General features: G+C 69.8%; 13 protein-coding genes. 10 read left to right on the forward strand and 3 right to left on the reverse strand.

The features are described from left to right. Position 1: 1 nt before the first annotated feature. Together ABN611_RS23365 and ABN611_RS23370 are read left to right on the forward strand one after the other, a co-directional pair. A complete protein-coding gene (locus ABN611_RS23365; protein WP_350274352.1) occupies positions 2 to 403 on the forward strand; it encodes a F0F1 ATP synthase subunit epsilon in 402 nt (133 codons plus the stop codon). 118 nt (positions 404 to 521) lie between these two features. Beyond that, on the forward strand, positions 522 to 953 hold the full coding sequence (locus ABN611_RS23370; protein ID WP_350274353.1) for a DUF2550 domain-containing protein: 432 nt from the start codon (positions 522 to 524) through the stop codon (positions 951 to 953). On the opposite strand, the gene ABN611_RS23375 is transcribed toward ABN611_RS23370, so the two are convergent. After that, positions 954 to 2,807 carry a sialidase family protein gene (locus ABN611_RS23375; RefSeq protein WP_350274354.1) on the reverse strand — a complete coding sequence of 618 codons (1,854 nt, stop codon included), beginning with the start codon at positions 2,805 to 2,807 and terminating at the stop codon, positions 954 to 956. Between the two features lie 273 nt (positions 2,808 to 3,080). On the opposite strand from ABN611_RS23375, the gene ABN611_RS23380 reads away from it, so the two are divergent. Beyond that, positions 3,081 to 4,082 (forward strand): methyltransferase domain-containing protein, encoded by a 1,002-nt coding sequence (locus ABN611_RS23380; protein ID WP_350274355.1) that lies wholly within the window; start codon positions 3,081 to 3,083, stop codon positions 4,080 to 4,082. Between the two features lie 99 nt (positions 4,083 to 4,181). Continuing rightward, on the forward strand, positions 4,182 to 6,293 hold the full coding sequence (locus ABN611_RS23385) for a DUF6351 family protein (RefSeq protein WP_350274356.1): 2,112 nt from the start codon (positions 4,182 to 4,184) through the stop codon (positions 6,291 to 6,293). On the opposite strand, the gene ABN611_RS23390 is transcribed toward ABN611_RS23385, so the two are convergent. Further along, positions 6,277 to 9,147, reverse strand: a complete 2,871-nt coding sequence (locus ABN611_RS23390; RefSeq protein WP_350274357.1) for a glycoside hydrolase family 2 TIM barrel-domain containing protein — start codon at positions 9,145 to 9,147, stop codon at positions 6,277 to 6,279. The genes ABN611_RS23385 and ABN611_RS23390 overlap by 17 nt on opposite strands. Continuing rightward, positions 9,144 to 10,901, reverse strand: a complete 1,758-nt coding sequence (locus ABN611_RS23395) for a beta-L-arabinofuranosidase domain-containing protein (protein ID WP_350274358.1) — start codon at positions 10,899 to 10,901, stop codon at positions 9,144 to 9,146. Before ABN611_RS23395 ends, ABN611_RS23390 begins: the two co-directional genes overlap by 4 nt. 227 nt (positions 10,902 to 11,128) lie before the next feature. Between ABN611_RS23395 and ABN611_RS23400 the strand changes: the two genes are divergently transcribed. From ABN611_RS23400 to ABN611_RS23425, 6 genes are read left to right on the forward strand one after another with little or no spacing between them, the layout of a single operon-like run. After that, positions 11,129 to 13,510, forward strand: a complete 2,382-nt coding sequence (locus tag ABN611_RS23400; protein WP_350274359.1) for an Ig-like domain-containing protein — start codon at positions 11,129 to 11,131, stop codon at positions 13,508 to 13,510. Between the two features lie 10 nt (positions 13,511 to 13,520). Continuing rightward, on the forward strand, positions 13,521 to 15,512 hold the full coding sequence (locus ABN611_RS23405; RefSeq protein ID WP_350274360.1) for an ABC transporter substrate-binding protein: 1,992 nt from the start codon (positions 13,521 to 13,523) through the stop codon (positions 15,510 to 15,512). Next, positions 15,512 to 16,510 carry an ABC transporter permease gene (locus ABN611_RS23410; protein ID WP_350274361.1) on the forward strand — a complete coding sequence of 333 codons (999 nt, stop codon included), beginning with the start codon at positions 15,512 to 15,514 and terminating at the stop codon, positions 16,508 to 16,510. Before ABN611_RS23405 ends, ABN611_RS23410 begins: the two co-directional genes overlap by 1 nt. 6 nt (positions 16,511 to 16,516) lie before the next feature. After that, positions 16,517 to 17,671, forward strand: a complete 1,155-nt coding sequence (locus ABN611_RS23415) for an ABC transporter permease (protein ID WP_350274362.1) — start codon at positions 16,517 to 16,519, stop codon at positions 17,669 to 17,671. 8 nt (positions 17,672 to 17,679) lie between these two features. Next, complete coding sequence (locus ABN611_RS23420; RefSeq protein ID WP_350274363.1) at positions 17,680 to 18,678, forward strand: ABC transporter ATP-binding protein; 999 nt, start codon at positions 17,680 to 17,682, stop codon at positions 18,676 to 18,678. Beyond that, positions 18,675 to 19,682 (forward strand): oligopeptide/dipeptide ABC transporter ATP-binding protein, encoded by a 1,008-nt coding sequence (locus ABN611_RS23425; protein ID WP_350274364.1) that lies wholly within the window; start codon positions 18,675 to 18,677, stop codon positions 19,680 to 19,682. Before ABN611_RS23420 ends, ABN611_RS23425 begins: the two co-directional genes overlap by 4 nt. The last annotated feature ends 1 nt before the right edge of the window (position 19,683 follow it).

The raw sequence follows: 19,683 nt of genomic DNA on the forward strand, positions 1-19,683 counted from the left end.
GATGGCCGACGATTCTGCCAAGCACCTCGAGGTCGCGCTGGTCGCGGCCGAGCGGACCGTGTGGCAGGGCCAGGCCAGGATCGTGATCGCCCGGACCACGGACGGTGACGTCGGCATCCTGCCCGGCCACGCGCCGCTGCTGGGCCTGTTGCAGGGCGGCACCGTCCAGGTGCGGACCGTCGACGACGAGTACTTCGTCGCGGCCGCGCCGGACGGGTTCATCTCGGTGGCGAACGATCGGGTGTCGATCCTGGCCGAGAACGCCGAGATGGGTCACGACATCGACCTCGAGGAGGCTCGGCGCGAGCTCGAGCAGGCGCTGGCGGCCGGCCTGGCCGACGCCGACGCCGACGAGGTGCGACTCGCCGAGGCCAGGGTGCGGGCCGCCGAGCAGGCGTCCTGATCCGACCTGCCATAATCGGACAACCGAATATCGTCACTGAAAAGTACGGTTCTCCGGGGTGCCCGGGGCAGTACGCGGGCACCGGGCAGTACCGAACATTTGGGAAGGTCGGCAAGGTATGAGGACAGTCCTCGATGTCGTCGGGGTCTGTCTGCTTGCCGCCGTACTTTTCATCGCACTTGTCGCGTTCCGCCGTCGCTGGTTGTCCAGGGACGGCGGAACTTTTGATTGCAGCCTGCAGCTCGCGCAGAAGGAGCACGGCCGCGGCTGGGCGCTCGGCCTGGCCCGGTACGTCGGCGACGACCTGCAGTGGTTCCGCGTCTTCAGCCTCGCCTGGTGGCCCAAGCTGGTCGTCAACCGCCGGCAGCTCGAAGGCATCACCACCCGCCGCCCGATGGGCAACGAGCCCCTCGTGACGTACGCCGGGCACGTGATCGTCGACGCCGAGCTCCGGGACAAGACCGTGCACTTCGCGATGACCGAGGAAGCGCTCACGGGTGTCCTGGCCTGGATGGAGTCCGCACCACCCAGCACGCAGACCTACCTCTGATCAGCGGACCGCGCCGTAGATGTTCTGATCCAGACCTCCGGCGTTGGGGCAGGTGTCGGGGCCGAAGGTGCCGTCCGGGTTGGCGGCGCGGCACTGCAGGACGTCGAAGCCGTCGACGCCGTCGACCGGGTAGCGCGGATCCGGGCCGGCGACCACGTCGCGGTGGTCGGTCCACGTCATGAAGGCCGTCGTACCCGACGCGGCGATGTAGTTGTAGTCGCCGAAGAACGGCACATCCCGGTCTCCGAACTGTTCGTACTGCGGCATCGTGTTCGCTGTGCTCACCAAATCGACCGTCCACGTCGCGCCACTGTCGGCCGAGGTGGCGTAGAACGCGGCCAGACCGGGACCGGCGGACACCGCGCCCGGCGGGTTCGTCGCGACGGCGATGTTCCCGACCGGCACGCTGCGGAAGTCACGGCCGCCCGGACCGCTCGCGCCGTCGAAGCGGCTGTCCTGCCAGACCGCGTGCAAGGCACCGGAGTCCGCCACGATGTCGGGGAAGTACTGGTGCCCGACCGCCTGCGCATCGATCCGCGCCGGCGCGGACCAGGAGGCACCGCCCGTGGTGGTCCGCAGGAAGTAGACGGCCGCCTGACTTCCGACCCCCTCGCTGATGGTGCCGTACGTCGTGCCCGTCGACGTCTGCGTGCCGGGCACGCTGGCGTCGTACGCGACGAACACCTCGTCCGGATCGCCCGCCGTGGTCGGGTCGGCCGTGATGCGGACCTGGGTGTTGGCACGGTGGAACACGTACCCGGACCGGCAGGCGAGCGGTCCGTCACCGCAGTCCCGGGCGAACGCCCGTGGTTCGGGGCTCGCGCAGGATCCGAGTGTCCCGTCGCCACGCAGGCAGGCGTCGTACTTCGCTTGCCCGTAGGCAGGTGCGGAGACGGTCTGATCGCCCGGATCCCAGCCGATGAAGCCGGTCGCCACGGCGGGTTTGGTGAACGACTTGCCGCCGTCCGCCGACTTCACCCACGCGACGGCGTTGCCCTGCAGCTGACCGGTGGTGGGGCGGAACTCGAACTGCCGCCAGGCGACGTAGACCTCACCGTTCCGGGTGACCGCGATGTCGCAGAACTGGCTGCCGTGCACCGACTCGGACACCTTCTGGCTCCGGAAGCTCCGGCCGCCGTCACTCGAGCGTGCCAGGAACACCCCGTTGTTCGGCCCGCTGGCGGTGAAGCGGGCCCAGCACACGTAGACGTTCCCGGCGTACGGGCTGTCCGCGCCGCGGTCCACCTCGAGCTGGATCTTGTCGTGGAACAGCCCGAGGAAGATCGGGCTCGGGGTCCCGCGTTCGACCAGTGTCGTGAACTGGTACGACGGGCTCGCGCCGGCCGGCCAGCCGTACCGCGCCACCCAGATCGAGCCCAGTGCGGGCCGGGCGCGGTTGAAGGCGATGCCGGCGTAGTACAGGTGCCCGTCGTTGTCCCAAGCCTGTACCGGGTCTCCCGCGTTGGTGGCGCCGAGCTGCTGCAGCGGGGACGCCGTACCGCCGGCTGACGTGTCGCCTGGATAGCCCGGCAGCAGGCTGTTGGTCCACGAGGTACCGCCGTCACCGGAGTAGTAGAAGCCGGCCCAGGTTCCGCCGGTTGCCGGAACCGTGCAGTAGTCGTTGGATCCGGCCGACATCAGGGACGGGTTGTGGGGAGCCACGCTGGCCGCCGGCTCGTTCTGCTGCCGGTTGTTGGTCGAGCAGCCTGCCAGGACGGCGTCGGTGCCGCCGTCGTACCGTACGTACGTCTGGTCGCTGACTTTCACGTCCCCAGGCGCCGCGCCGGCCGGCACGGACACCAACGGCATGACCAAACCGGCGCAGAGCACACCGGCGCCCACGAAACGCTTCACGATTCCCCCTTGTGAAGAGCCCAACCCCTTTCCCACAGGAGACGACCGCCCTCACCGGCTGTCAACGGCTCGACTTCGCACAGGTAGCTCTGGTGAGCGGCGCGTAATTCGGTGGGCACAGCGTGCAGCCACCTGCCATGATCGGCCGCATGAAGAGCTTCTTCTTCCGACTGGGCTAGTTTCCGCTGGCCCGTTGTGTGGCGTTCTGCCCTTGGCCGGTGAGGCGGGAGTGGCCGACCGGTTGCTCCCGGGTGCTTGCCGGGAGATCTCTTCATGCGTTCTGCGCTGGTACTGGTGCGGGTGGTTGCGGGTCTGGAGTGGTTGGCGGCCGAGGAGGTGGCCGCGGCGGGCCATCGGGTCGTCGAGGTGTCCAAGCGACTGGTGGTGGTCGAGCCGTCGTCGGACGCGATCGTGGAGCGGCCGCCGCGCGTGGCTGACGACCTGTTCGTCGTGAGCGGCGCGGCGGTGGATCCGGGGCGGACGAAGGCCGGGCTGGTTGCCGCGGTAGGTGCTGCGGAGCTGGCTTGCGAGCGGGAGGCCGCGTTCGCGGTGAGTGCGTCGTTCGTGGGGGTGCGGAACTTCAACCGGTTCGACATCGAGGATCTGGTGGGGGAGCGGATCGCGCGGCTCACCGGTGCGCGGTACCACTCGCGGCGCGGCGGGGCCGTGCCGCCGGAGGAGCGGGTCGAATGGCGGGTCGTACTGGACGGCAAGACGTTCTGGATCGCCCGCCGGCCGTACGGCGTACCGCTGCATCGGCGCGCGTGGCGCACCCGGACCGTGCCGGGCAGCCTGCATCCGCCGGTGGCCGCCGCGATGGCACGGCTCGCCGGGCTGGCGCCCGGGCAGGACGTGCTCGATCCGTTCTGCGGCGCCGGCACGCTGCTCCTGGAGGCTCAGCTGCTCGAGCCCCGCGCCAGGTACGTCGGGCTGGACCGAGATCCAGCCGCCCTCGCCGCGGCCCGAGACAATGCCGCGGCCCGAGCCAACGCGCCAAGCGGCGGACTGACCTGGGTGCGGGCGGATACACGACGGCTCACAGGGGCGGCCGATCGGATCGTCACCAACCCGCCCTGGAACCGGCGCGTGCGGATCGGCGACATCGCGCCGTACCTGCGGGCCTGGCGGCGGGTGCTCGACGGGCGGCTGGTCGCGCTCCTCACGCCGGAACAGGCGGCCGCGCTCGGGCGCGGGTGGCGGATCGAGGCGCGGTACGACGTCGCGGTCGCCGGCCGGCACCCGGTGATCGTCGTCGCCGAGGTTTCGCCGGGTTGATATCAGATCGTATGAAACAGATTCACCGATCCTGGGTATAAACAAGCACATGCTTTCCCGCGTCTGCGAGGTCGTCGCCGCCTGAACCTTGGAGGACCTGTGATTCGTTCCGGACCGGTTCGTCTGATCGCCGCGCTGCTCGCCAGTGCGCTCGTGATCCCCGCGGTCCCGGCGCTCGCGTCGCGTGAGGTGAAACTCGAGGTCCTGTCGAGCCGGGCCGACCTGGTGACCGGAGGCGACGCGCTGGTGCACGTCGCGGTACCGGATGCGGACGACCAGGTGCGGATCACGCTGAACGGCGACGACGTCTCGGCGGCGTTCACACCCAACGGGACCGGGCTGACCGGGCTGGTGCGGGGCCTGCGGCTCGGGCCGAACACGCTCCGCGCGGAGGCGGACGGACAGCGTACGACGCTGGAACTGCGGAACCACCCGCGCCAGGGGCCGGTGTTCTCCGGTCCGCACGAGCAGCCGTTCGTCTGCGAGACGGCGAAGTTCACGATCCCGGTGATCGGCGGCACGCTCGGCGCGCCGCTCGACCGGGACTGCACGGTCGCGCCGCGCGTCGACTACTTCTACCGGACGACGGCCGGCAAGTTCGCGCCCTGGCCCCGCGGCGCGACGTCGTACCCGGCCGACCTGGCGACGACGGGCTCTGGTGACCCGTTCGTCGTCCGGATGGAGACCGGGAGCGCGAACCGGGCCGTCGTCCAGTCGACCATGTTGCACGACCCGCTGCGCGAGCCCGCGCCGACGCCGACGCGCCGCTCGACGACCTGGAACGGGAAGGCCATCTTCACCCTCGGCGGCGGGTGCGCCGGCGGCTGGTACCGGTCCGGCTCGACGACCGGCGGCGTGACGGACGCGGTTCTGCTCAGCCGCGGGTACGCGCTGTTGTCCTCGTCGCTGAACGTCTTCGGGCAGAACTGCAACGACCTGACCGCGGCCGAGTCCGCGATGACGACCAAGGAGTTGTTCGTCGAGCACTACGGCCGGCCGGACTTCACGATCGGGTTCGGCTGCTCGGGTGGCTCGTACCAGGCGCACCAGATCACCGACAACTACCCGGGCATCTTCGACGGTATCGTCGTCGGCTGCTCGTTCCCGGAGGTCGGGTTCGGCACCGTGTCGTTCATCAGCGACGCCTGGCTGCTGAACTCGTACTTCGACCGGTCGGGTCTCGCGTGGACGCAGGAGCAGAAGCGGCAGGTGTCCGGGTTCCAGACGTACGCGACGCTGCCGGCCATGGCGGTCAGCGCGAACCGGATCGACCCACGGCAGAACTGCGCGATCGTCCCGCCGGACCTGCGCTACGACCCGGTGACGAACCCCGGCGGCGCCCGGTGCGACGTGTTCGACCACACGGTCAACGCGTACGGCGCGGACCCGGCGACCGGGTTCGCGCGCCGGCCGCTGGACAACGTCGGGATCCAGTACGGGCTGAAGGTCCTGCGGTCCGGCGGCATCACGCCCGCGCAGTTCCTCGACCTGAACCAGCGGGTCGGCGGCTTCGACCCGGACGCGAACCTGGTGCCGGCCCGGACCGTCGCGGATCCGCAGGCCGTACGGGCGGCGTACCGGACCGGGCGGCTGACCAACGGCGGCGGTGGGCTGAAGGACGTGCCGATCATCGACTACCGCGCGTACGCCGACACCAATCCGAACGGCGACATCCACGTCCGGTACCACACGTTCTCGCTGCGCGCCCGGCTGCAGAAGGCGAACGGTACGGCGGCCAACCACGTGAGCCTGCTCGAGGACTCGACGTACGGCGGGTTCAGCACCGCGAGCCCGCTGCTGCGGCACGCGGTCGACGCGATGGATCGTTGGCTGACCCAACTGACAGCGGACAGCACGTCGCGGCCGCGGATCGAGAAGATCGTGGCGGCGCGACCGGCCGGACTCGTCGAGGGGTGCCGGGTACCGGGGTCGACCGAGTTCGTGGCGCAGCCCTTGGACCGGGATCCGGCGTCGCGCTGCGAGCGGTTGTTCCCGTCGGCGTCGTTCCCGCGCGAGGTGGCCGGTGCGGGGGTGGCGGCGGACGTGATCAAGTGCAAGCTGCGGACGCCGGAGCGGTCGGAGTACCCGGGCTTCACCGATGCCCAATGGGAGAAGCTGCAGGCGATCTTCCCCGAGGGCGTGTGCGACTGGTCGAAGCCGGGCGTCGGTCAGGAGCCGTTGGCCGGGACGTGGATCAGCTTCCCAAGCTGAACCTGAAGGTGTGCTGCCGCGGTTGCAGGTCGTGCGGCGGGAGGATCGGCGCGCCGCTGGTCGGTGAGCCGAGACCGTGCTGCAGCGCGTCCAGGGTGATCCAGACGTGGTCGCTCGGGCGGAGGTCCGCCGGGTGTTCGGCGGCGGCGAGGTCGGCGATCGTCCAGCGGCGTACGGTCAACGCCAGGTGCGGGTCGCCGGCCAGGCGGAGTGTGCCCGCGCTGCCGGAGAGTTCGGCCCAGCGGACGTCGCCGCGGGCGCCGTTCTCCTGCGGGTACAGGTACGGGACCTGGAGGTCGTCGATCGTCCTTGTGTAGCGTCCGATCCGGACCGCCGACCGCGAGTCCGGGTACGCCTGACCCGGGCCGAGGCCGAACCAGGTCATGGTCTGGAACCCGGCCGGCACGCCGAACGTCACGCCCAGCCGCGCCCACGGCACCGTCCACTCGCCCAGCGGCTCGACGTCCACCTGGGCGTGCAGGTTGCGCCCGTCGGTCGTCCATTGGTACGTCGTCAGCACCCGAGCGTCGGACGCCGCCGCACCGACCATCGTCACCACGGTCAGCCCGTCGGCCGTCGGCTGCACGGAGACAGTCCGGTACCGCAGCCGATCCAGCCCCGCGTTGGCCCACCGCGCCTTCCGGTCGAGCGTCGTAGCATCCCAGGTCCGCGCGTCGTGCTGCGTGGGCGCCCGCCACAACTCGAGTGGCACATGCTGGACATCCCACCCGCTCAACCCGGCGAGCCGCCCCGTGCGCCCGTCGAACCAGCCTGGCCCAAGCTCCACACCATCCCGTCTCAGGGGTGGACCCCCGGGGCGGCCCACGGGCGCGAAGGCGGGGGCCGGCGCCGAGGTGGGTGCGGGCGCGGCGGGTTTGGGCGTTGAAGGGGTGAGGTGGGATTGGGTGAAGGCTACCTCGTGACCGGCGGATGCCCAGGGGGTGTCGTGGTTTAGCACGGCGCGGATCGTCAGCCAGTGGTTCTCGGCGGGTAGCTCCGGGAGTTGGATCGTGGCCGCGCCGCCCGCCGGGACGACGGGGAAGTCCAGGGTGCCGCGGGCAACGACCACACCTTCGTCGGCGACGTCCCAGAGCAGCGACAGGTGGGACGTGTCGAGTACGTCGTACCGGTTGGTGATGGTCAGCGTGTTGCCGGCGATCGTCAGGCGCACCGGCTCGTAGACCTTGTGGACCTCGGCCAGTACGGGCTGCGGTGTGAGATCCGGGAAGACCAGCCCGTCCAGCACGTACGTGCCGTCGTGGAGCTCCTCGCCGAAGTCGCCGCCGTAGCCGTACGAACCGTCGGCGCGCAGGATGCCGTGTTCCATCCACTCCCAGAGGAACCCGCCCTGGCACCGCTCGTACCGGTCGAACAGCTCCTCGTACTCCGGCAACCCGCCAGGACCGTTGCCTCCGGCATGCGAATACTCGCACAGCACGAACGGCATCGCCCGCCGCCGCGCGTCCAGCACGGGATCCTCCAGCGGCTTCTCGGCACGCTTACCGATCGCCTCCACCTCAGCGTGCGAGGCGTACATCCGGCTGTACACGTCCACATCCGCACACGTCAGATCGCCCTCGTAATGCACAGGCCGCGACGGATCCCGGTCCCGGGCCCACGCCGCCATCGCGGTCAGGTTCGACCCGACGCCGGCCTCGTTGCCGAGCGACCACATCACCACGCACGGGTGGTTCTTGTCCCGCTCCACCGTGCGTCGCATCCGGTCCAGCGACGCTTCCAGGAACCGCGGGTCGTCGGCCGGGTTCCCGCGCCAGTCGAGCAGGAAGAACCCGTGCGTCTCGTAGTCGCACTCGTCCATCACCCAGAACCCGAGCTCGTCGCACAGCTCCAGCAGCCGCGAGTCCGGTGGGTAGTGGCTGGTCCGGATCGCGTTGATGTTGTGCCGCTTCATCACCAGCAGCTCTTCGCGCATCCGCTCGAGAGGTACGGCGCGGCCGAAGACGGGATCGTGCTCGTGCCGGTTCACCCCGCGGAAGACGATCCGCCGCCCGTTGACCCGCAGGACGCCGTCGACGATCTCGACCGTCCGGAACCCGATCCGCAGCGACACCGTCTCACCGGGCAGCTCCACGACCGCGTCGTACAGCCGCGGCACCTCGGCCGACCACGGCTCGACCCCCGGAATCGTCACCGTCTCGCCGCACGGAGCCTCGACGTCCAGCTCCGGGATCCGCACGATCGCCCCCGGCGCCGACTCGACCCGCAGTACGCCGGCACCGTCGGCGTAGTCCGCGTGCACGAACACGTCGGTGCCGAAAGCCGGTCGCGAGATCAGCGTGACGTCCCGGAAGATGCCCGGCAGCCACCACATGTCCTGGTCCTCGAGGTACGACCCCGACGACCACTGGTGGACCCGGACCGCGAGCACGTTCCGCCCCGGCCGCAGGACGTCGCCGACCGCGAACTCGGCCGGCAGCCGCGAACCGCGCGTCACCCCGAGCTCGACCCCGTTCAGCCAGACCCGCGCGCACGAGTCCACCCCGTCGAACCGCAGCACCGTCGGCCCGCTCCACGCCTCCGGCAGCTCGAAGACCAGCCGATGGTCCCCGGTCGGGTTCTCGTCCGGCACGTACGGCGGATCCACCGGGAACGGGTACTTCTGGTTCGTGTACGCCGGACTCCCGTGCCCGTGCAACGGCCACGACGAAGGCACCGGCAGCCAGCCCCAGTCCGAGTCGTCGAAGTCCACCGCCTCGAACCCGGTCGGTCCCACCGACGGCGACAGCTTGAACCGCCACTGCCCGTTCAGACTCAGCCGCGGCGCATCCGAGCGCACCGCCGAACGCGGCGGCAGGACGCCGTACCCCGGACCCGGATCTTCCCAGTAGTTCACGCGTCCTCCCGGATCCACACGGTCATCGGGCCGACCTCGCGGTTCGCCCAGGCGTAGTACGGGATCGCGGTCAGCGAGCCCTCGCGCGCCGGCACCTCGACGGTCGTCACACCGCCGAGCAGCTCAGGCTGTTCCCGCTCGATCAGCTCACCCGCCACCACCGCCGTCGAGTCGAGGACGACGGCCGCGTCCTGCTGCTCGAAGCAGTACACGAGCGGGCCGCGCTCGATCGCGACGCAGCCGCGCACCGAGTCGATCCGCTCGTCAGGTGTCGTCCGGCGCGCCGCGACCGGCAGCTCGAGGACGACCTCGTCGCCCACCGACCACACCCGCCGGAGCGGTCCCTCGTGCCCGTTGACGGTCAGCCGGTGGCTCTCGGCCCAGGCGGGGATCCGCAGCCCGAGCGTCCAGGGCGTGCCCGGGCTGGCCGTGATCCGCACCCGGATCGTCCCGTGCCACGGATAGTCGGTCTCGATGTCGAACCCGATCGAGCCCGCCCGCACCGAAGCCGGCGCATACAAGTGCACCTGCACTCCGTCGTCGTCGGCCGTCGCGATCAGCTGATCGAGCGACGACAGGGTCCGCATCACGTTCGGCGGGCAGCACGCGGTCCCGAACCACGGCTGCCGGCCGCCGACCGCGGAGCGCTGGTCGTCGGCGAAGGCGTTGTTCCGCACCTTCAGCGTGTTCACGTAGAAGAACCGGTCGCCGCCGAGCGAGACGCCGGAGATCACCGCGTTGTAGAGCGTCCGCTCGATCAGGTCGGCGTACTTCCTCTCACCCGTCGCGAGCAGCAGCCGCCAACTCCACTGCACGCTCGCGATCGCCGCGCAGGTCTCGCAGTACGCCGCGTCCGGCGGCAGCTCGAACGGGTCGCCGAACGCCTCGCCGTACCAGCGCGAGCCGACGCCGCCGGTCAGGTACGTCTGGCTCTCGACCATCGTCTGCCAGGTCGCCCGCAGCGCGTCGAGCAGCTCGGCGTCGCCCGTCTCCACCGCGACGTCGGTCGCCCCGGCGGCGAGGTAGAGCGCGCGTACCGCGTGGCCAGCGATCGTGCGCACCTCGCGCACCGGCATATGGTCCTGGAAGTACGCCGGCCCGTGGTGCCCCGGAACCGCGAGCGTCCCGTGGCCGCGAGCCTCCACGAAGTACGACGCCAGCTCCAGGTACGCCGCCGTACCGGTCTCGCGGTACAGCTCGACGAGCGCCATCTCGATCAGCGGATGCCCGTCGACACCTTCGAGCCGGCCCGGACCGAACGTCTTGCACAAGTGATCGGCGAACCGGCACGCGATGTCGAGCAACGTGCGGTCCCCGGTCGCGCGCGCCTGCGCCACGGCGGCCTGCAACAGGTGCCCCGCGCAGTACAGTTCGTGGCCCTTCTCCAGGTCGCCGTACCGCTGCCCGTCCAGCGCGAGCCGCGTATGGGTGTTGAGGTACCCGTCGGGCTCCTGCGCGGCGGCGACCAGCGCGTTCCCGGCGGCCTGCCACTCGGCCAGTTGCGGCGACGGCTCGCGGGCCTGCTCCCAGGCGACCGCCTCGAGCCATTTGTAGACGTCGGTGTCGGCGAACAGCTTCCCGGCGAAGCCGCCGGAGGCGCCGCGGGCGGCGCGCCGGAAGTTCTCCAGCGTGCCGACCTCCTCGAGGCGCTCCGCGGCCGCCGGGATGGTCGTCTCGCGGTTGATCCGCTGACGTTCCAGCCAGAAGCCGCCGGTGAGTAACGTGCTGCCGAGGGGGAGTGGGCGCAAGGGCATGCAGGCTAGGTAACCACCGCTTCCGACGTCCGGGCAAGAGGTCGTGCAAACGATTGCGATCGAGAAAATCACCGGGTGCAAACGATTGCAATTTCTGGGCGTCACGCCCTTGACACGGCCTCGTAACCTCCGTGACCATGAGGGCCGTCGTTCCATTCGGACTTGACTAGATATTCAGCTGCGCGTCTCAGCAGCCGCCGCCCCCTGCCGAAAGCGAGGCATGGACGATGACCGAAACTCAACCTGGCGAAGCGCCGGCGACCGGATGGTCCCGGCGCGGATTCGTCGGGACCACCGCCGCCGCGATCGGCGTCGCGTCGCTCGGCATCACGCCGACCGCGAGCGCAATGTCCGCTGCCGGCACGACCGCGGCCGACGACCGGCTGCCTGCCTTCCCGGGCGCCGAGGGCGCCGGCAAGTGGGCGAAGGGCGGCCGCGGCGGCTCCGTGTACGAGGTGACCACGCTGGCCGATTCCGGACCCGGGTCGCTGCGGGACGCGGTCTCCGGCTCGGACCGGACCGTCGTGTTCCGGGTCTCCGGGACGATCCACCTCGAGACCGGGCTGATGATCTCCGGCAACAACCTGACGATCGCCGGACAGACCGCGCCTGGTGGCGGGATCTGCGTGGCCGGCCAGGGCACGGGGATCAAGGGTGGCGCCCACGACATCGTGATCCGCTACCTGCGGTTCCGGCTCGGCGACCTGAACGCGGTCGCGGGCGACTCCTTCGAGACCAACGTGCCGGGCTCCGTCAGCCCCGAGATCCGCAACCTGATCATCGACCACTGCTCGTTCAGCTGGGCGGTCGACGAGTGCCTGTCGCCGTACGGCAACTACGACGTCACCGTCCAGTGGTGCATCGTCTCCGAGGGCCTGGCGCTGTCCACGCACCCGAAGAACCGGCACGGGTACGGCGGCATCTGGGGCGGCGAGCGGAACACGTACCACCACAACCTGATCGCCCACCAGGGCGGCCGGCAGCCGCGCTTCGGCTACACCGAGGGCATCAACCTCGAGGTCGACCACTACAACAACGTGGTCTACGACCACGGTTACACCTCGGTGTACGGCGGCGAGTGGGCCAACGGCATCAACATCATGAACAACTTCTACAAGCCGGGGCCGACCACGCTCCCCGAGGTCGCACCGGTCGTGGTGAGCGCGAACCGCGGCGGCCAGTGGCACGTGTCGGGCAACCAGGTCGAGGGTCACCCCGACGTCACCGCGCACAACCGGCGCGGCATCCGGTACCCGATCGGCGGCATCGTCGAACTGGCCGCGCCGCAGCCGATCCCGGGCCGCGGCGAGGTGCAGGCGGCCGCGAAGGCGTACGACGCGGTGCTCGCCGGCGCCGGCGCGATCCTGCCGAAGCGCGACGCGGCCGACGCCCGGCTGGTCGACGAGGTCCGCAACGGCACCGGCCGGCTGATCAACTCGCAGAAGGAGGTCGGCGGCTACCCGGAGCTGGTGCAGGGCGAGGCGCCGGTGGACTCCGACCACGACGGCATCCCGGACTGGTGGGAGCAGGCGAACGGCCTCGACCCGAACGACCCGTCCGACGCGCAGAAGATCGCGCCGAACGGCTACACCTACCTGGAGAACTACCTGAACTCGCTGGTCCCGGACCCGGTCGGCAACCCGACCGTGCGGATCACCAGCCCGGCGCAGAACCAGACGGTCGCCGGCCGGACGGCGCCGACCGTGACGATCACCGCCGACGCCGCCGCGGCGAAGGGCGGCGCGCTGGCCAAGGTCGAGTTCTTCGTCGGCGACCAGGTGATCGGCAGTGCGAGCCAGGCGCCGTACCAGGTCCAGTGGAAGAACGTTGCCGACGGCTCCTACTGGCTGACCGCCCGGGCCACCGACAAGAACGGTACGGCGACCCAGTCGACGGCGGTCCAGCTGCACGTCAACCGGCAGACCGGAACCGGCAACTGGACGTCGGCGTCGATCGGCAAGCCGCCGGTGCCGGGCTCCGGCAACCTGGAGAACGGCGTCCTGACGATCAAGGGCTCGGGCCGGATCTACGCCCGGACCAGCAACTTCCACTACGTCTACCAGAAGCTCTCGGTGGGCGGCGCCGGCGCGGTCTCGCGGATCACCGCGCGGCTGGACAAGCTGAGCAAGATCGCCAACGGCTTGACCGCGGGCCTGATGATCCGCGACTCCCTGGACCCGGCCGCGCCGTTCATGTACGGCGGGATCGGCTTCGGCGTCGCCGGCGGCTACGGCACGGTCAACGACAACGCGAGCGCCGCCCCGACGGCCACCGACGACGGCGGCATGAAAGCGCAGGCGATCCGCATCCAGACCCACGGATCGGTGCCGAGTGTCGGCCCGTGGCCGTGGGACGACAGCTACCTGGATCCCACGAAGGTGTACTGGCTGCGGCTGCTGCGGCGCGAACGCCCGCAGGCCCGCGAAGTCGAGTTCGAGGCCTTCATCTCCAGGGATCAGGTCAAGTGGGACCGCTTCGGCTACGAGAAGCTCGTGATGCCGAGCCGGACCTTCTACATCGGTTTCGCGATCGACGGCGGCAGGGTCGACAACGCCTTGATCGACTACGGGACCGCGCAGTTCAGCAACATCACGCTCGAGCAGCAGTGAGGTAGACGCCATGTTCCAGAACTCTCCACGCACGATCGACCGGCGCCGGCTGCTGCAGGGCGGCCTCGGCCTCCTGGCGGTCGCCACGGTGCCGGGCTGCGGCTTCTTCGACACCAAGCCGGCCGGTGCCGGCGCGCAGGCCGCGGCGGCCGGCGAGAAGGAGTCGCCGATGCTGAAGGCCCTGGTGGACAAGGGCTCGCTGCCCCCGCTGGCCGACCGGATCCCGAAGAACCCGCCGGTGATCAAGCCGCTGGCCGGCAAGGCGATGTACGGCGGCACCTGGCGGTCGGCGATGCTGACCCAGGAGGACACCCAGTGGCTGTGGTACGCGCTGCACTACGAGCCGCTGGTCCGCTGGAAGCCGGACAAGACCGGCAAGCCCGGCTACGAGGAGATGGAGGCGAACACCGCCGAGTTCACGGTGGACGCCGAGAGCAAGGTGTTCACGTTCAAGCTGCGTGAGGGCCTGAAGTGGTCCGACGGCAAGCCCTGTACGGCCGACGACATGATCTTCACGATCCTCGAGGTGCAGTGCGACGCCGGCCTGCACCCGGACGGCATCTACGACGCGTTCCTGTCCTCGGACACCGAGAAGCTCGTCCAGGTCGACAAGGTCGACGAGCGCACTGTCAAGCTGACCTACACCGCGCCGCAGCCGTCGCTGCTCGGCCAGATCGCCGACGCGATCTTCGAGCGCGAAGGCGCCTACGGGATGCTGCTGCCGAAGCACTACTTCCAGCAGTTCCACCTGAAATACAACAAGAACGCGAACGCGCTGGCGAAGAAGGCCGGCGTCGGCAGCTGGACCGACCTGTTCGCGCAGAAGCAGAACCCGTGGACCAACCCGGAGCAGCCGACGCTGGCGCCGTGGAAGGTGACGACGGCGCTCGGCAAGGGTTCCGCGGTCACGCTGACCCGCAACCCGTATTACTGGAAGGTCGACGACGCCGGCCGGCAGTTGCCGTACATCGACAACTGCCGCGTCGAGGTCGTGCAGGACGCCCAGGTCGAGCTGCTGAAGGTGATGAACGGCGAGTTCGGCATGCAGTACCGGAACTTCGGTACGCCGCAGAACAAGCCGGTCGTCGCGCAGAACCGGGAGAAGGGAAACTACCGGATCTTCGAGGTGCCCACCCAGCTGACGAACACCCTCGTCATCGGCCTGAACATGACGCACAAGGACCCGGTCAAGCGGGCCCTGTTCGCGAACAAGGAGTTCCGGGCCGGCCTGTCGCACGGGATCAACCGCAAGGAGGTCATCGACGCGGTGTACGCGGGCCAGGGCGAACCCTGGCAGGGCGCGCCGCCGAAGGACTCGCCGTACTACAACGAGCAGCTCGCCACCCAGTTCCTCGAGTTCGACGTGGCCAAGGCGAACCAGCACCTGGACGCCGCCGGGCTGACCAGGAAGGCGGCCGACGGCAAGCGGCTCGGCGCGGACGGCAAGCCGGTGTCGGTCGCCGTCCAGGTGAGCGAGTCGTTCCCGGACCACGTCGAGGCGATCGAGTTCGTCAAGAAGCGCTGGGCCGCGGTCGGGATCGAGCTGCGCACGCAGGCGATCAGCGAGGACCTGTACAAGGAGCGCGTCAAGGCCAACGACCACGACGCCGGCACCTGGACCTGTGGCACGTTCGTGCTGCCGACCGGTACCGGCGGTGACCACTACTGGGTGCCGACCAACGACGGCAGCGCGCGGTACGCGATCACCTGGGCGCAGTGGTACCAGTCGAAGGGCGAGGAGGGCACCGAGCCGCCGGCCGAGGTCAAGAAGCAGCTGGAGCTGTTCACCCAGGCGCGGCAGGAGCCGGACCCGGCGAAGACGCTCGAGCTCGGCAAGCAGATCCTGCAGATCGCCGCCGACCAGTTCTACTACATCGGGATCAGCTCGGTGCCGAACACGTACGGCGTCGTGAAGAACGACTTCCACAACGTGCCGGAGAAGATGATCGAGGCGGTGGCCCCGGGCATCGTCCACCCCGAGCAGTTCGCGATCGGCCAGTAATGCCGCGTTTCGTGGCCCGGCGGCTGGTCTGGATGGTCATCACGCTGGCGGCGATCTCGTTCGTCACCTTCGTGGTGATCAAGCTGCCGCCGGGCGACTACACCACCACGGTGATCGCGAACGCGGAGGCCCGCGGCCAGGACATCCCGGACTCGCAGATCGCCGAGCTGAAACGGCACTACGGCCTCGACAAGCCGTTCATCGTGCAGTACCTCACCTGGATCAAGGGTGTGGTGCTGCACGGTGACCTCGGACAGTCGTTCGCGTGGAACCAGTCGGTCGCCAGCCTGATCGGCAACCGGGTCCTGCTGTCGATGCTGCTGTCGATCGGCAGCCTGCTGTTCGTCTGGTCGATCGCGTTCCCGATCGGCATCTACAGCGCGCTGCGGCAGTACTCGCCCGGCGACTACGCCGCGTCGTTCCTCGGCTTCATCGGGATGGCCGTGCCGGAGTTCATGCTCGCGCTGGTGATGATGTGGATCGGCTTCCGGTACTTCGGCCAGAGCGTCGGCGGACTGTTCTCACCGGAGTACGCCGACGCCGCCTGGAACCTGGGCAAGCTGCTCGACCTGATATCGCACCTGTGGGTGCCGATCGTCGTGGTCGGGGTCGCGGGCACCGCCGGGCTGATCCGGATCACCCGGGCCAACCTGCTCGACGAGTTGCACAAGCCGTACGTCGCGACCGCCCGGGCGAAGGGCCTGCCCGAGTGGAAGCTGCTGCTCAAGTACCCGGTCCGGATGTCGCTCAGCCCGTTCTTCAGCACCGTCGGCTGGCTGCTGCCGGGCCTGATCAGCGGCGAGACGATCGTGTCGGTCGTGATGAGCCTGCCGACCAGCGGCCCGCTGCTGCTCGGCGCGGTGAAGAGCCAGGACATGTATCTGGTCGGCAGCTTCGTGCTGATCCTCAGCACCCTGACGGTGATCGGCACGATGCTCAGCGACCTCGCACTGGCCTGGTGGGATCCGCGGATCCGTGCCCGGTTCCAGAAGGGATAGATCTGAATGGTCCAGCAGACCGAGGCGATCGCCCCCGAGACGCCGCCTCCGGGAACCCAGCAGCCGCCGGGGGAGGTGGTGAAGAGCCTCCGCGACCACGGCGCGCTGCCGCAGTGGCGGCTGATGTGGCGGCAGTTCCGCCGGCACCGGCTGGCGCTGATCGGGCTGATCGTGCTGATCCCGATCTACTTCGTCGCGATCTTCGCCGGGTTCTTCGCGCCGGCCGGCTCGGACACCGCGCACACCGCGCTGCCGTACGCCCCGCCGCAGCGGGTGCACATTGACGGCGAGCACGGGATGTTCGTGTACGGGTACTCGTCGACGCGCAACCAGGAGACGTTCGAGCAGACGTTCACCGTCGACAAGTCGAAGATCGTCGACGTCGGGTGGTTCGTCCGCGGTGACGAGTACACGATCCTCGGGCCGATCAAGTCCGACATCCACCTGATCGGCCCGACCAAGGCCGGCGACCCGTTCTTCCTGGTCGGCGCCGACCACTCCGGCCGGGACCTGCTGTCGCGGCTGATCCACGGCGCCCGGGTCTCGTTGTCGATCGGCCTGATCGGCGTGTTCGCGAGCTTCCTGCTCGGCATGCTGATCGGCGGCATCTCCGGCTACCTGGGCGGCGCGGTCGACAACCTCATCCAGCGGGTCATCGAGTTCATCATGTCGATCCCGACGCTGCCGCTGTGGATGGCGTTGTCGGCGGCCCTGCCCAGTAGCTGGGGTCCGTTGACGAGGTACTTCGCGATCACGGTGATCCTGTCGCTGATCGGCTGGACCGGGCTGGCGCGCGACGTCCGCGGCCGGTTCCTCAGCCTGCGCGAGGAGGACTTCGTGATGGCCGCCCGGCTGGACGGGGTCGGCCGCACCGGGATCATCTTCGGCCACATGGTGCCGTCGTTCGCCAGCCACATCATCGCGTCGATCTCGATGGCGGTACCGCGGATGATCCTCGCCGAGACCAGCCTGTCGTTCCTCGGCCTGGGCCTGCAGGCGCCCGCGGTCAGCTGGGGCGTGCTGCTCGAAGGCGCGCAGAACATCCGCGCGGTCGCCACCGCCCCGTGGCTGCTCACCCCGGGCCTCGCGGTCGTGGTCGTCGTCCTCGCCATGAACTTCGTCGGCGACGGTCTGCGGGACGCCGCGGATCCCTACAAGTAGGAGCCTCCATGCAACCGTTGTTGGAAGTACGCGAGCTCAGGACCCACTTCGAGCTCGGTGACGGCGTGGTCAAGGCGGTCGACGGCGTCAGTCTGACGGTGCCCCGCGGTCGCACGCTGGCCGTGGTCGGCGAGTCCGGGTGCGGCAAGAGCGTCACCGCGCGGTCGATCCTGCGGCTGGTCGAGCGGCCGGCCCGGATCGTCGGCGGCCAGGTGCTGCTGTACGACGACGAGGCGGGCAAGGAGCCGCTCGACCTGCTGGCCGCGAAGGACAAGCGGCTGCGGCAGGTGCGCTGGGCCGACATCGCGATGGTGTTCCAGGAGCCGATGGCGTCGCTTAGCCTGGTGCACACGATCGGCGACCAGATCGTCGAGGCGGTGCGGCTGCACGGATGCGTCGGCAAGCAGGCCGCCCGCGAACGGGCGATCGAGATGCTCGGCCGGGTCGGCATCCCGGACCCGCAGCGCCGGGTCGACGCGTACCCGTTCGAGCTCAGCGGCGGCATGCGGCAACGCGCGATGATCGCGATGGCGCTGTCCTGCCGGCCGCGGCTGCTGATCGCGGACGAGCCGACGACCGCGCTCGACGTCACCACGCAGGCGCAGATCCTCGACCTGCTGCAGGACCTGCAGCAGGAGTTCGGGATGGCGATCATGCTGATCACGCACGACCTCGGCGTCGCGGCCCAGGTCGCCGACGAGGTCGCGGTGATGTACCTCGGCGAGGTCGTCGAGCAGGGTCCCGCGGCCGCCGTACTGAGCAAGCCGAAACACCCGTACACGCAGGCCCTGGTGCGCTCGGTGCCGCGGCTCGGTCAGCAGGGCCAGGACCGGCTGGTCGCCGTCCGCGGCACGGTTCCGCCGCCGTACGAACGGCCGGCCGGGTGCCGGTTCCATCCGCGGTGCGACGCGTTCATGACGGACAAGTGCGACCGGATCGTGCCGGCGCGGGTACGCAGCGACGAGATCGACGTCGCGTGCCTGCTGTACGGGGAGGGGGAGCGATGAACCTGCTGGAGACCAAAGCCCTGACGATGCATTTCCCGTTGCACGGCGGGATCTTCGGGCGGAACCGCGGTTTCGTGAAGGCCGTCGACGGTGTCGACCTGGCGATCAGGGCCGGGCGGACGCTCGGGCTGGTCGGCGAGTCGGGCTGCGGCAAGACGACCCTCGGGCGCTGCATCGTGCGGGCGTACGAGCCGACGTCGGGCAGCATCATGTTCGACGGCGTCGACCTGGCGCCGCTGTCCGAGAAGGAGCTCAAGCCGTACCGCGCCCAGGTCCGGCTGATCTTCCAGGACCCGCACGCGTCGCTCGACCCGCGCAAGACGTTGCGCGACATCATCGCGGAGCCGCTGAAGGTCCAGGAGGCCGGCTCCCGCGACGAGATCGACGACAAGGTCGCCGCGCTGCTGCGCCGCGTCGGGCTGCGGGCGGAGTACGCGCACCGCTACCCGCACGCGTTCAGCGGCGGCGAGCGGCAGCGCGTGGTGATCGCCCGGGCGCTGGCGACCGATCCGCGGCTGGTGGTCGCGGACGAGGCGGTCAGCGCGCTCGACGTCTCGGTCCGGGCGCAGATCCTGAACCTGCTCAGGGATCTGCAGGAGGAGGCCGGCCTCACCTACCTGTTCGTGTCCCACGACCTCGGCATCGTCGAGCACGTCGCCGACGACGTCGCGGTGATGTACGTCGGCAAGCTCGTCGAGAGCGCGTCGACCGAGGAGCTGTACAGCAAGCCCCTGCACCCGTACACCGAGGCGCTGCTGAGCGCCGTACCGGATCCCGATCCCGCGTCCCGCGGCAAGCGTGAGCGGATCAAGCTGCGCGGCGAGATCGCGGATCCGTCGAAGGTGCCGGCCGGTTGCCCGTTCCATCCCCGGTGCGGGTACGCCGAGGCCCGGTGTGCGTCCGAAGTCCCGCGGCTGCGCGAGATCGGTGGCCGCAAAGTCGCGTGCCATTTCGCCGAGCAGCTCGACCTGAAGGGTGTCCTCACGGCCACCACCGCCCCGTAAG

It is taken from the genome of Kribbella sp. HUAS MG21 (assembly GCF_040254265.1).
Taxonomy (GTDB): Bacteria; Actinomycetota; Actinomycetes; order Propionibacteriales; family Kribbellaceae; genus Kribbella.